This window comes from Butyricimonas muris (assembly GCF_046365375.1).
GTDB classification, from domain to species: domain Bacteria; phylum Bacteroidota; class Bacteroidia; order Bacteroidales; family Marinifilaceae; genus Butyricimonas; species Butyricimonas muris.
In genome coordinates, this window is the sequence record NZ_JBKEIT010000012.1 from 159,999 (window position 1) to 174,706 (window position 14,708).

At 46.4% G+C, this 14,708-nt stretch carries 9 protein-coding genes; 1 reads left to right on the plus strand and 8 read right to left on the minus strand.

The features are described 5' to 3' along the window. Nucleotides 1-20 precede the first annotated feature (20 nt). Nucleotides 21-1,214 (plus strand): phosphoglycerate kinase, encoded by a 1,194-nt coding sequence (locus ACK8P8_RS18605; protein ID WP_186974568.1) that lies wholly within the window; start codon nt 21-23, stop codon nt 1,212-1,214. Nucleotides 1,215-1,334: 120 nt separating this feature from the next. Here ACK8P8_RS18605 and ACK8P8_RS18610 read toward each other — a convergent pair whose 3' ends face one another. The 8 genes from ACK8P8_RS18610 to ACK8P8_RS18645 all read right to left on the minus strand — a co-directional run bounded on the left by ACK8P8_RS18610 (nt 1,335) and on the right by ACK8P8_RS18645 (nt 14,657). Continuing rightward, entirely contained in the window at nt 1,335-2,693 is a 1,359-nt protein-coding gene (locus ACK8P8_RS18610; RefSeq protein ID WP_369859759.1) for a TlpA family protein disulfide reductase, read from the minus strand. 16 nt (nt 2,694-2,709) lie between these two features. Then, nucleotides 2,710-3,798, minus strand: a complete 1,089-nt coding sequence (locus ACK8P8_RS18615; RefSeq protein ID WP_369859758.1) for a thioredoxin family protein — start codon at nt 3,796-3,798, stop codon at nt 2,710-2,712. Between the two features lie 25 nt (nt 3,799-3,823). Beyond that, the gene (locus tag ACK8P8_RS18620) at nt 3,824-5,242 is read right to left on the minus strand and encodes a TlpA family protein disulfide reductase (protein WP_369859757.1); all 1,419 of its coding nucleotides are present in this window, start codon (nt 5,240-5,242) and stop codon (nt 3,824-3,826) included. Between the two features lie 159 nt (nt 5,243-5,401). Next, complete coding sequence (locus tag ACK8P8_RS18625; protein WP_369859756.1) at nt 5,402-6,763, minus strand: TlpA family protein disulfide reductase; 1,362 nt, start codon at nt 6,761-6,763, stop codon at nt 5,402-5,404. A gap of 41 nt (nt 6,764-6,804) precedes the next feature. Beyond that, complete coding sequence (locus tag ACK8P8_RS18630) at nt 6,805-7,974, minus strand: hypothetical protein (RefSeq protein WP_369859755.1); 1,170 nt, start codon at nt 7,972-7,974, stop codon at nt 6,805-6,807. Then, a complete protein-coding gene (locus tag ACK8P8_RS18635) occupies nt 7,971-9,707 on the minus strand; it encodes a RagB/SusD family nutrient uptake outer membrane protein (RefSeq protein WP_369859754.1) in 1,737 nt (578 codons plus the stop codon). Before ACK8P8_RS18635 ends, ACK8P8_RS18630 begins: the two co-directional genes overlap by 4 nt. A 9-nt stretch (nt 9,708-9,716) precedes the next feature. Beyond that, nucleotides 9,717-13,319, minus strand: coding sequence for a SusC/RagA family TonB-linked outer membrane protein (locus ACK8P8_RS18640; RefSeq protein ID WP_410026140.1), 3,603 nt, complete (start codon nt 13,317-13,319; stop codon nt 9,717-9,719). A 168-nt stretch (nt 13,320-13,487) separates the two neighbouring features. Further along, nucleotides 13,488-14,657: a FecR family protein gene (locus ACK8P8_RS18645; protein WP_410026141.1), complete on the minus strand. Its 1,170-nt coding sequence runs from the start codon at nt 14,655-14,657 to the stop codon at nt 13,488-13,490. Nucleotides 14,658-14,708: the final 51 nt, after the last annotated feature.

A 14,708-nucleotide genomic window follows, 5' to 3' on the forward strand; every position in this document is an offset into this window, starting at 1 on the left:
TCATTAAAATAACAATTGCTATGCAGACAATTGATAATTACAACTTTAAGAACAAGCGGGCACTTATCCGCGTGGACTTCAACGTGCCGTTAAATGACAAATTCGAGATCACCGACGATACCCGCATGCGGGCAGCCGTTCCCACGATCAAAAAAGTGTTGGCAGGCGGTGGTTCCGTCATCTTGATGTCCCACCTCGGACGCCCGAAAAACGGACCCGAAGACAAATTTTCACTAAAACATATCTTGAAACATCTGGAAGAATTACTGGGTGTTCCCGTGAAATTCGCGGATGACTGCATCGGCGAAAGCGCGAAAGAGCAGGCTGCCGCGCTAAAACCCGGCGAAGTACTCTTGTTGGAAAACCTCCGTTTCTACAAAGAAGAGGAGAAAGGCGACGAAGGCTTTGCTCAAAAACTGGCTTCCCTCGGCGACGTGTGGATCAACGATGCATTCGGAACCGCCCACCGCGCTCATGCTTCGACTGCCGTTATCGCCAAGTTCTTCCCGAATGACAAACTATTCGGTTACGTGATGAAGGGAGAATTGGAAAGTGTTGACAGAGTGATGCACAATCCCGTTCGCCCGTTCACCGCTATCATGGGTGGTTCAAAAGTATCTTCCAAGATCGACATCATCATGAACTTAATGGATAAGGTCGACAACCTCATCCTCGGTGGCGGAATGACCTACACGTTCAAGAAAGCCTTGGGCGGTCATATCGGAACCTCTATCTGCGAAGATGACAAACTCGACTTGGCTCTTGAAATCATGAAAATTGCCAAAGAAAAAGGTGTAAACCTCGTGTTAGCTACCGACACTGTCGCCGGCGATGCTTTCAGCAACGACGCCAACACACAATTGGTATCTTCCATGGAAATACCCGACGGCTGGGAAGGCTTGGACATCGGTCCGGAAACCATCGCCACGTTCTCGAAAATCATCGAGGAATCCAAAACCATCCTTTGGAACGGTCCCGTGGGAGTTTTCGAAATGCCTAAATTCGCCGTGGGAACGAAAGCAATCGCTGACGCCATCGTGAAAGCTACCGCCAAAGGCGCCTTCACGCTCATCGGCGGCGGTGATTCCGTAGCTGCCATCAACCAATTCGGGCTTGCCGACAAAGTGAGTTACGTATCCACCGGAGGCGGTGCATTGCTCGAATACATCGAAGGAAAAGAATTACCGGGTATTACCGCAATCCGCGGGAAATAATCCCAAGTAAAATACTCAAAGAAATAAAACAGGGGCTGTCAATTCATTTTTGAACAGCCCCTGCTTTTCACTCTAACAAAGAATACGACTATCCGATTAAAAATAATCTAATATCACCTATTATTTTAACTCCTTCTGCAACAATTCCCCCAGCACCGGATCAGAGGGGCGGCGGGAAGAAGCGTCCCAAACCTTTCCGTCAGGATCCAAGATAATGAAGCGGGGAATACCATTGACAGCCATACGTTGCATGAAAGGATGCTTACGGGAGCGGGTGCACAATAATTGTACCCCGGTCATGCCTTTTTGTTTCATGAAAGCCCGCCATGTATCTGCATTGGAATCCAAAGAAATAGACACCCAAGCCAAGGGAAGAGAAGCTAAACGTTGCTCCAAACGTTTGACATAGGCGATTTCCGCCACGCAGGGATTACAACCGGTAGACCAAAGGTCAATAAAGACGTACCTGCCTTTGAAGTCGGACAGATAGACGGTATCCCCCTTTTCGTTGGGGAATCCGTAGTCACTCAAATCCACACCTTCCATGGCGGGATAAGTACTTTCGGCCAACCGCTCGGCGTAAGCCTTCAATTGCTCCTTCCCGTCTTTAGACTTCACAATTTCGGTTGCTTTTTTCAGCCGTTCCCCAAAGTCTTTGACGTTTCCCCGCAGCACTTCTCTCCAAAGTGCCCCCAGCAAATAAGCTTCCCGCAACTCCTCGTTTTTTATAGCGGCAGCCATATCGTTCAAATAGCTCTCGCGGGAACCTATTTTGATCTTTCCGGTTTGCACTTGGGCAAACAACCATTCTTGAAAAACGGGAAACCAATCCCCGGCAAACACCAATTCAGGTAGCCAATCGATATTCAAAAGAGGATCGCTGTAATCGGTATCAACCTCCGGGGCGGCAAAAGCCTTCCCGAAAGCCTTCGAGAGATCAATCATCATATACATATCTCGCAACAACTGGTACTGGGCAATCCCTTGCACGACTTTTTGTTCTTCCGGCAAAAGTCCGGAGGCTTCGACTTGTTCCACGCGCCCTTGATAAGCACGAACCAATGCTTCCGCGTACCCCCGGGAGTACTCCTTCAAACCGGAGGTTTTCGGTTGATACTCGTCGGTAAACAAGCGTGACAACAAATTATTGATTCCGGCGTGTGTACCTCCGAACTTATCCTCACGAGAGAAATCCACCTCGAGCTTTGCACCCGGTGTCAAGAAAACGGTATTGGAAACAGTTTGCCTGCCCAAGGAAAGAGAAACAATCATCGGCTCCTTGACGGTCAGGGATTCACGATAATCCCCCTGTACCTTAGCTTCCAGTAATCGTTGGGACATCCCCATTTGCCGTTGGATAACCAACATCACCGGATTTTTCCCTTCCACTCGTCCCGAAACGACAGCCAAGGTATCTTGCGCCCGCGTAACACCCCAGCAGGTGAAGGACAACAATAACATCATCAATATTTTTCTCATACCTATCATATATAAATCAATTATCGATTCGACCGGAACGATATTTAGCGAATGTTTCCTTTACAGCCTTTTTCAAAGGTTCATTATCCATCGCCTCAACCATTTCATTCTCCATGCCTATATAGCGGTCTACCTGTTTCCGGCTCCCTTCCTTAACAATAAAATCCAAGAAAGGAGCCTGCCACAGGAAAGCACGAGGCAAATCCCGCAAACTCTTTTCCATGATATCGAGCAAAACATCGATATCATGATTATTACGGGCTTCCACGTAGCGAAGAGATAAAACAATCTCCTCCTTTTTCTCGAAATCAACGGAAGCAATCTGTCTTTTTATCAAGGCAACCGACTCTGAAACCGGAACGTTAGCTTTAAGGGCCGCCAATCTTTGAAAATAACTATCATATATTCTCTTATCCACGATCTCTTTCCCCACCTGTTTGTCAAATTCAGTCTTGTGGGCTATCAAATAAGCAAATCTCTCGTCCTCAAAAGTGATCTCATCTTGGTCGTAAAGATACCAGTATTGGGACAAACACCTCTCCGCATCAGAGAGTTGTTTAAACTCTTCCCCGGTGATATGTTTCAGTTCGGCATTTCTTTTCGCATCCTTCAAGGCTACACGATAAGAGGGAAGTTGTTCCTTGCTCAAATTCCCTTGCCGATAGAGTTCGTCCAAATAAAATTGGGAAGTTTCCTCTTTCGCACCCCGCTTCACGCATTCCAGAAAATCCGTCCCTTTCCGCGCACCCACGATACGATGTTGCAAAGTGCCGTCGGGACGGAGAATCAAAAAGGTGGGATAAGCGGTGATACGAAATTTTCCCCGTAACCGAGGCCCTTCCCCCTTCTCCATATCATACTTGACATTAATAAACTGATCATTGAAAAATTCGCCCATCTCGGGCAAAACGAACACCGTGTTCAACATATGTTTACAGGGACCACACCAACTGGTATAACAATCCATGAAAACCAGTTTGTTTTCCGCTTTCGCTTTATCCAAAGCCTCCTGAAAAGTTAGGTTTTGGAACTGTACTCCTTTCTCTTGCGCGTTCAGTTGAATGAACCACAAAACGATACCACACAATATAACTATCCTCTTCATGATATTTTCTTGTTAAGTTATTTTCCTATTTATCCAATTCCCTCTCCAGCAACGCTTTCAACGCCGGTTCGGAAGGACGTGGAGCGTCTATCATAATCACATTGCCTTCCCGGTCGAAGACCATGAAACGGGGAATGCCTTTAATCTTGTAATCCTTCACAATCTGGCTCCACCCGTCGGCAAAAAGTTGTACGCCTTCCAGCCCTTCCTTGTCGAGAGCTTCCAGCCATTTTTGGTGGTCTTTCTTCTCGTCCACGGAAACCCCGATGAAAACGACATCTTTCCCGTGCATCTCTTTTTCCAATTTTATCAAAGCGGGAATCTCTTTCCGGCAAGGTCCGCACCACGTCGCCCAAACATCAACCACCACGATTTTTCCCTTGAAATCAGACAAGGAAACCATTTTACCATTCCGGTCGGGATAAGTGAAATTTGCCGCCTTGTCACCCTTGTTCCCCACGTAAAGTTTTGCACTGAGTTCATCCATACGCCGGTGATGACTCTCGGTGGTCAGATAACGTGCAAAGTAAGTGACAATTTCATCGTATTTCTCGTACGTCTTTGCCCGCCCGGCATGACGCAACACAATTTCTGCCTTCAACAAATCACAAGGCACCCACCTCAATTGATCGGCAATCGTACTCTTTCGATTTTCCAGCTGTAACGCAAGGGTTGTATATTTTTCTAGATAATCGGTCCCATAAGGTTGTTTCAGCAAATCCGCATTTTTCAATTTATCTTTCGTTACCAAAGTTTTATAATAAACCGGATACTCATCCAAAGTCGGCCGACACCCTTTCCTCACCACCCGATCAATCTTGATTGCGGTCAAGGCGCGCAAGGCAAAATATTCAACATCATAATCCACAGTCTGCTTTAGCAATTCCGCAAACGAACGATTCCGACAATGAATCTTTGACTTAAAAGCCTCGGCCTGAGGCAAAAATTCCATATAATACGGGAATAATTCCTTATAAGTAAAGAAAATATAATCCATGTGCTCCACCCTACGACGGACAGGCTCAAACAAGCCTTCCCATTCGGCAAGCAACAGGTTTTCAGGAGAATTACGAGAGGTAATAACGAGAGAATCCTCCAGAATATTGACCTCCGCGTTCATCCCTGCCTCCAAGTAAACACGAATACGCTCACTCGTTTTCTCCCCTCCCACGGTATAAAAACCGGGAGTGACAACTTCCACGGCAAAACCATACCAACCGTTCGCGCCGACACGGGTTTTGCTAATCAAAGTCTCGCCCCCGTCTACCGCTTCATACAAACCGACTTCCTGCATTTTGTCGCGACTGACCAATCCCTTCACTTCCGCGAAAACACTCTGCTCCCGTGATTGAATACGCCGTTTCCCCTTCTCTCCCGCCCAAAGCCCCGGACAGAGAAAAGCACAACACGACAAAAGTGCCAATAATACACCAATCCTTCTCATGATAATCAAACTTTTATGAGTCCGTAAAGTCTATAAAGTCCGTAAAATCACAGATGTCCTTCGGACTATATTTATCGGCAGCTTCACCGCCGTAAGCAAAGTGTCCCGCAGGGCTCCATCGACCTTACGGACCTTATAAACTTTATGGACCTTATAGACTCATTTTTTCAATTCCATTTCCAACATCTTTTTCAAAGCCGGGTTCGAGGGACGAGGGGCATCGAACGACGCCACGTTTCCTTTACGGTCAATCACGATAAAACGAGGAATCCCGTTAATACGGTAATCCTTGGTTATCTTACTCCAACCGTTGGCAAACACCTGAATACCACCTAAATTCTCGCTTTCAATAAAATCGAGCCATTTCTGTTTATTTTTGGCTTCATCCACCGATACGCCCAAGAAAACGACATCGGTTCCTTTCATCTCCTCCTCGAGTTTTTTCAAATGAGGAATCTCTTGCTTACAAGGTCCGCACCATGTCGCCCATACATCGATCAACACGACCTTTCCCTTAAAATCGGACAAGGACACATTCTTGCCCCGCACATCCGGATAGGTGAAATCAGCAGCTATCCCCCCGGAACGGGTTTGGTATAGTTTAGTTCCGACAGCCTCGGCACGGGTCTTTAAAGAAGGTGATAGCCAATATTTCCCGAATTTATTCATCCCATCGAGATACTCCTCGTAAGTACGATATTGTGAGAAAAAACGGTCAACAACAAACTCCCCTTTCAACCGATCATTAGGCAAAGCCTCCAAACAGGCTTGCTCGTAAGCCGCCTTGTCGGAAGGAGCGACATTTTTTTGATTCGCGGCAAAAATCGCGTACAACCGCAACATAGTAGTCCCGTTCGGAAAGGCCAGCACGCTCTCGTCAGCAAACTTCTCGGGATTCACAATCTGGTTATAATATGCCGGGTAATCGGATGCTTTCGGATGTTTCGTGCGAGGCGTGTAGAGAAACACTATACCGTAATAATCCGCCGAATAATCTATCCACTCTTTAAGGAGCGCATCGAAAACTTTATTACCGCTCTTCACGTTTACTTTGAATGCCGGCAACCCATCGACAAATTTCTCGTACTCGGGGAAAAAATCTTCATAGGTAGAAATAATCTTCTGAAAGAACACACTTTTCAACCAAATATTATAAGCATATTCTTGCCACTTATACAATTGCACGTTCTCTTTTGTATTCTTACCCGTCAAAGTAGCTTTATTCTCCCGCAACTCGATGTTAATCTCTTCTCCTCCTTTCACGTAAACAGGGAAATTCATCTTCTCGTCTTCTCCCAACACGTAAAAACCGGGCTTTTTCGGTTTCACCAGAAAACCGAAACTGCCATCGGGTTCCACTTTAGCCACAGCGCATACCACGGGTGCACCATCAATGGTTTCGTATAATTTGACTTGCAGCAACCACCGATCCGCGACCTTTCCTTTAATTGCCGTAAACTCTTGGGCAACAAGCATCCGGGTGCAACAAAGCACCAACATCAAAACGAATATCTTTTTCATCTTTTTAAAACATTTATTTCTCTAAAAACAGACAACTATTTTCAATCAATCTCCGACCGAATTCGTTGAATATCAAATCCGGCATTCTTCAGCACGTGTTGTACAAGAATATAGCGTGCTTGCACCAAAGGATACTTCTCGTATTTTGCCTTGAACTCCTCCTCGCTATAATCCAACATGGCATCCAAGTAAGCGGCAAAATCCTCTACGGCAGTCGGAACAAAATAGGCCAATTTATCACCGACTTTACCTTGTGTCAAACCCAACAAACCAAAATTCTCGGGACAATACAATTCCAGATTTGCTTTGTACTCATCGTAATTACCCAATTTCCCCTCCACGAAAGTAAGCATCATTTCAGCGGAACTAAGTTTAGTTTCCCATTTTTTCCGCTCTGCCTCGGTTAAATTCTCATTTTTCAACTGCTCCAGCGCCTCCTCCTTTTGTTGTTCATACTGCAATTTCATGTTTGCATACACTTGCAGATTATTCACACTGGTAAGCCAAGAAACATAGGAAGGTACAAACGTTTCGTAATTCACCCCCCAACACTCTTTCGCTACCGCGGGAGATGCTGAAGTGTTGTTTTCAAAAGCATTAATAACAATATCTTGATAAGTAGACAAATTTTCTTGTAAAGCCACATAACACACCTCATGCAAAAAAGTCCGTTGGATAAGAGAATCCGCATTCTTTTGCTCAAAACAGTTCAAGGCAAAACCGAGTACCCCGAATCCCCGGTACACGTACAAAGGCTTCTTCGCTCTCTCCATATCTTGCACGATCAGGACGGCAGGCACGTGCACGTCCGCTCCCTCGATCCATGCAAACAATTTCTCATCCATCAATTCCAACAAAGGAAGCATAGCCTTCTTGCTCTCGGGAGTCGACACATCCGCGGGAGTGTAAGTGATTTTCGTTTGAATATTATTTGATTCCGTCATGTCATAACTTAACCGAAGCACCTCGTAATAAAGTTTCGGGTTTCCGTTCTCGTCTTTCCAACCCCGATCTTCAGAGCCGATCGTATCCTTGTAAAACACAGCCTTATTGTACTTTTCATACAAGTGATAAATCGCTTCATCCACCTCGTCCATATTCTCCGTCGGGGTAATCACGTACCAATCTTTCACCTCCGTGGGGGGCAACGCATCCTCCTCTGAACACGCCAAAAACATCCCCAGCAACAAAATACAAATAAACCTTTTCATAATGTTTCCTCCTCTTTTTCTTCTTCAAGTACAAAATTTGCAGACACCCCTCTCCGCTCCGGATTTTCCATGTTCCCGTCGCAAAAAGTGATTACACTCTGCGGTATCGGAATCATCCACGACCCCATGCTATTCTCGCTATATGCTTCAAGAGTTGTTTCTCCAACCTTTTCAGCCACGGCCACCCCCTTGTCGTTGGTTGTAATTTGATAACAAACATGTTCTATCGGCTTTTTATCCGGGTAAACCGAGTTCACCGCGTAACGGCGAAGGTCAAACCAACGATGTCCCTCGAAACACAACTCCTTGCGCCGTTCCAAACGCACGAAATCCACCAATTCCTTTCCCCCGCCGGGAATCGTCGGCATCACTTTGTAACGAGACCGGAGCAACTCCTTCAGCGTGTTGGCTGCATCACCCTGTCCCAAACAAGCCTGTGCCTCCGCCTTATTCAAAAGCACCTCGCCATAACGCAACCACCCCGCGGAAGCTGCAGGACTTCCCGTGTTCGTGCACACCACGGTATCCATACTCACCGGATCATATTCGGCAAAAGTCATACTCGCCTTATACTTCCTCGGTACCAAATTTTTCTTGTAACGGGTGCGACTGAAAAAACGATTCAATCGATAATCATTCTCGTCAAACAAAGATTCAAACGTGGCAGAACAAGCCCACGACCAAGCATTCTGCTTCACCTCCTGTGTCTGGATCATGATAACTTCTCCCGTTTCCAACAAATGGTCTATATCAATCTTGTTAACCGTTTCTATTTCAGCATCCTCCCCATGAATCCAATACATCACGTACGGTCCGTGGGAAAATATCGTTTCCACGGATTCTATCGTGGCAAAAGATTCGGCAACAGGCAACGAACCAAGTTCCCTTACCCCAAAACCTTCTATCTTATCTGCCGCCTCAATACAATCCTCATACCGCTCCATGTACAAATAAACCCGGCTCAACAAAGCGTAACAAGCCTCGGCACTCGCGATGCGTTTCGACTTACTTGGCGCACTCATCCGTTCAAAGAATTTAATAGCGGTCTTCAAATCGGAAACGATCGTTTCATAAACTTCACCTACCGTGTGGCGGGAATAATACATATCAATCACCTCCTCCGACAACTTCAATGGCACTCCCCATTTGGCATTCGGGTTAGCCTTCTCGTAAGGCGCACCGTATATATTGGTCAACATGAAATAATACCAAGCCCTCAAAAAATAGGTTTCTCCTCCCACTTGATTCAATACCTCCTCTTCCCCTATTTTATTTTTCTCCCTCTGTCTGGGAATCTCCGATATAATAGAATTTAAGACAGCAATACGCTTGTAAAAATCCTCCCACACGGGATCGATATACGATGTACCCAGTATATTCATATTCGGGTCATCCGCCCAACGATAGAATCCGGACATAGTCTGCCAAGGTCTGTTATAAGTGTCTTTCTCTTTAGGATCGGGCGCCTCTTTAAGATCATCATCCATCAAATGAATATACGTCATGAAATCTTTCATCTGCGTGTTGTTCCACGCCTGAGCGACATACTCTCCACCCGGTCTTACAGTCACAGCGGGATCCTGATACCCGCTTCCCAACAACAATTCCTGCAAATCCGCTGCCGTTTCTATATAAGAAAGACTCTGCGAGTACTCGTTCAAGAAATCCTTACATCCCCCGCTTAGCCAGCAAAGGAGCACCGTAAACCACAAAATACTGTATCTTTTCATCATACATCCATTTTAAAAAACAACATTCAAACTAAACGAATACTTCGGTCGAATCGAAATATTTACCACGCTGGAAGTCCCCGATTGTTCCGGCGTCTGCCCTTTCAACTCCTTGCTCGCCCAAGTGTGCAAATTAGAGCCGGACAAAGACAAATACCCGGAAGACATTCCCAACTTTTTCAACAACTCCTTGGGTAACAAATACCGCAAAGTAAGAGATTGCAAACGCACGTAATTACCACTCGCCACTCTAATATCCGAGTCATCATACATCGAATATATGGTAGCATTCCCGCTCGGTTCCCAATGATTTCTATACTCGTTTTTATACCACCACCCTTTATCTTGTCCACCGTCAATAGACAATGCCGGTATATCCGTTATCTTCTCGTCACCCGGATTTCTCCAGCGATTCACGAACTCCCGACGCAAATTCTGCATCGGTTTCGGTGACACGGCGCTATATTCCCCGGAAGCGATACGCAACAATCGAATCTTGTTCCCGAAACTATACGTGAAATTAACAGACAACGTGAAACTCCGGTAACCGAAATAGTTACTAACCCCACCTTGAATCACGGGCACCCGGCTTCCGGACTCATCCAAAACCGCCAACCACACGTCCTTCTTACTCAAATTCTTGTACTTTTCATGCAATTCATCAGCCCGGTCCGCTTCCAAGCCTTTGAACGTAGGCTTTCCCTCACCGTCCAAGCCCGCGTATTTATAAGAAAAGAACGTATTCAAAGGTGTTCCCGCCAACTGAACGGAACCACTCAAAAATTGTGACAACGACAATTCATCTTGCAAAGTTTTATCATTTTTACGCAATTGGTCGTTCAACAACTTATTCAACGTCTGCCCGATCTGGGGATCAAACCTCCACACGAACCCTCTCTTTCCGTTAGACGATACCGACTGGTTTATCGGGACAAAATTCAACGTCAACTCGATACCCTTATTCTCAACATTACCGGAATTAACCACGTAAGAATTTACCCCGTTCACGTTACACACGGTTTTCGACAGGAACGCGTCAATCGTTTTCTTGTAAAACCATGAAACAGAACCTTGAATCTTGTCTTTCAACAAACTGAAATCCAAGCCGGCGTTAAAAGAGTGTGTCTTTTCCCATTTCAAATCGGGATTCGGGAACTTGCTAATCGTCGAAGTATATCCACCCTTAGAGTTACTATATCCACCTTTATTGATAATCAAACGCGTAGGCTGATCATTCGACATATTTCCTTGGATACCGTATGACACACGCAATGCCAAATTATTGATCCAATTCACGTTCCGAACAATATCCTCCGTCATGTTCCAGCGTCCGGAAAACGACCACACGGGAAGCAACTTCTCGTTACTACGGCTACCGAAAGCATTAGACCAATCCGCGCGGGTATTCACGTTAAAAATATACCGGTCTTTGTAACTATACGTCAACGTGAGATAAGCCGACATCGTGTTTGTCAACGATTTAGTATATTTCGGGTGATTGGAAACACTCCACTCGTAGAATTTCGGGTATTTCTCATAATCACCATCGGCAAATCCGGCAAAACTCATCCCGCGGTCTTTATAATACCCCCGTTCCGTGTTCGCCTCTTTCCGGTAAGTCGATGACGACAACTCGTAACCGACAGAAGCATTCGTGAAATGGTCGTTATCCTTATCCCAATACCGGCTATAATCCGTTTGCAAACGAAGCATATAAGAACTATTACGCGTAGCATTGGTTTTCAGCTCTCCCCCGAAAGGGCACAAACTCTCGGACAACTTATTGCTCTTGTTCTTCAATTGAAGAATATAATTGGAATTTTCCCCGTACCAAGTTTCATCATCAGAAGTACCCATGGAATAAGAAGCCGTACCGACCAATTTCCACGCCTCCGACACCCGGTATTGCAACTGCGCATTCACGCTCGCACTCTTTTGGGCTATCTTGTATTCAGACTCCTCCATCTCCCGAATGATATTAAACGGCTGATTATTCTTTTGGTACGTGTACAATGCACCCGTTTCCCAACGCAAAGGGATAGCACGGGTCATATTATAAGCATAATTCATAATTCCCAATTCACTCGGATTATATAACTTATCCTGCACGTTACCGGATATCCCGAATTGCATCTGGAATTTATTATGCTGCACCGTTACCCGCACACTTGCCGTGTAGCGTTCGTTCTTTTCCCCGCGAATCTCCCCTTGGTCGTTCGCGTACCCAAATGAAGCGTAATATTTCGCGCTGGTACTTCCCCCGCTGATACTCAACGAATGGTTGTGCGAAAAAGCATCCCGACACAAGATATCAAACCAATCCGTGTTCAACGTTTCATAATAAGCCGAACGTTTTTGAAACTCTTCAAAACTGATCGCACCGTATTTATAATGATCCAAATAAGCCTGCTCGTAACCGATCCAATCCGTGAAACTGTTATACGTTCCGGTATAACGCACCCCCCGCTCCATCAACTCGCGGGAAACATCCACTCTCTCCTTGGAATTCATCAAGTTCAACCCCTTGTCCGTGTACCTTGGGCGAGTCGAAAAACTTCCCGTCAACGAATAAGATAACTTGGGAGGTCCCACCTTCCCTTTTTTCGTGGTAATAACGATCACCCCGTTAGCAGCCCGCACGCCATACAATGCCGTTGCCGCGGCATCCTTCAACACGTCGATCTGCTCCACGTCGTCCGGGTTCAACCCGGCAATAGCATTACCCAACAAATTCACGAAATCGAGGTCGTTCAACTGTTGCGGATCAATGTTCACCGGATCCTGTTGAATAATCCCGTCTACCACCCACAACGGCTCCTGATTCCCGAGGACAGAAGAAGTTCCGCGTATTCTCAACTTCGGGGTAGCCCCCACCTGACCGCTATTCTGCATAAAAGTCATTCCGGGGATACGCCCCTCCAGCATCTGGTCAAGACGGTTTATACCCGGCACATCAATATCATCCATTTTAAGCGAAGTCACCGCCGCCGTCAAATGCCGCCTGTCAATCTGTTGGTAACCGGTAATAACGACATCTTCCAACTCGTTCACCTTCTCTCTCAACACCACCCGCAAACTATCCGTCTTCTCGTTAAAACTCACCTTCTGGCTCTCGAACCCCACGAAAGAAAACTCCAACGTACCCTTCGTCACCGGAAGCACCAACTCGAATCGCCCCCGGTGATCCGTGGAAGTCCCCATCGTCACGGAAGCCCCCGAGGACAACTTCACCGTAACCCCCGGCAACACTTCTTTCGTACTCTCGTCAACAACCGTACCGAAAATCCGCTTACCCTTCTTCTCGTCCTTTTTCTCGTCTTCCTGCTGAATCACGATCAGATCCCTGCGAAACTTATACGTCAACCCCGTGCCTTCCAACACCTTCTTCAACACGTTCTCCACCGTTTCGTTCTCGACACGCAAAGACAATTGCCCCAACTGATCCGTCTGCTCCGTGTTGAACACGAAATAAAGATTCGTCTGGCGTTGAATCTCATCGAACAATGTCCGTACTGCCACATCCTTCAAATTCAAGCTGACTCGTTCCTGTTGAGCAAATGAATTTGCCGAAACAGAGAAAGTAAAAGCGCACATTAAAATCCAAAAAAATTTCATCACTCTTTCAATTTTTTTTCTCGTACCACAGGGTAATCGAAAACATAATCGTTTTTTTTTCATACATTTGTCGTAATATAAATTAAACACTCAATAAACCCTCACGGTTCCAAGGCGAGGTTTATTGTTTAAATGAGAATGAAACGGAGGGTTTGCCGACCTTCCGTTTTATCTTGAAACACAAACTGTTTTCCCGTTTATAGTAAACACGACACCCGTCGCGTCCGTAATCGCGTGCAAAATCTCGTCTATCTGCTCGTAACGCTTCATATGCCCCGAGAAATGCAACCGCTTCGCGCTCTCCGATTGGAAAAACACTTCCACGTCATACCATGCCGAAAGTGTTTCCATAATACTTTCCAAAGACTCCCGCTCGAAAACAAACATCCCTTTCCTCCACAACGTGTACAAATCCGTATCCACTTCCCGCACATCTACCTTTCCCGAGCCCCGGTCATAGAAAGCCATCTCACTAGGCTTCAACACGTATTCCCGCTCGGAACCCCGCACGGTCACCCCCACCTTTCCCTCGACCAACACCGTGCGCACCCCGTCCTCAGAACTCGTGTTCACGTTAAATTCCGTCCCGTACACCCGTGCCGTCATCTCGTCCGTGACAACAAAAAACGGTCGTTCCGCGTCCTTCGCCACCTCGAAATAAGCCTCGCCTTCCAGATACACCCGCCGTTCTTCCCCCTCGAAAGCCACCGGATATTTCAGTTTTGTCGCGGAATTTAAATACACCCGTGTCCCGTCAGCCAACTGCAATTTAAACTCCCCTCCCTTGGGCACTCGCAATATATTCGTGTCAACCCGAGTATTCCCCGCGGAATCCGAGTACACCAACTCCCCGGCTGCCTGCTTCACGACTAATTTTTCTCCCACTTGAATCATTTTCTCCTGCTTCCCCTTCAGAACCACTTTCTTCCCGTCGGCAAGTTCCAGAATCACGTCTGTCTTCCGCAATACAGGCAAAGACTTTTGCGCCACCAACGGCTGCTTCTCCTTCCGCCCGGAAGAAATTCCCCACCAAATCCCCCCGACAATCAAGGGTATCATAATAACAGCCGCGTATCTCACCCACGTGCCTATCCTCCGTCTACGACCTAATCCCCGTCCCTCGCGAAAACGCTCCCACGCCCGCTCCGTATCCACTCGTCGAAACACCCCATACTCCTCGGCAAACCGAGTGTCATTATGCAATCTCTCGAAAAGAACCCGGTGTTCCTCCCTTTCTTCCAACCAACTATCCAGCCGTATTTTCTCCCCCGGGGACAACGTCCCGGAAAAATACTTCCGAAGCAAACAACTTATTTCATTTTTATTGGCACTGCTCATGGCGTAATTTCTTATTTACACCAAATACGACCGAGGGTACAAAAAGAGGGT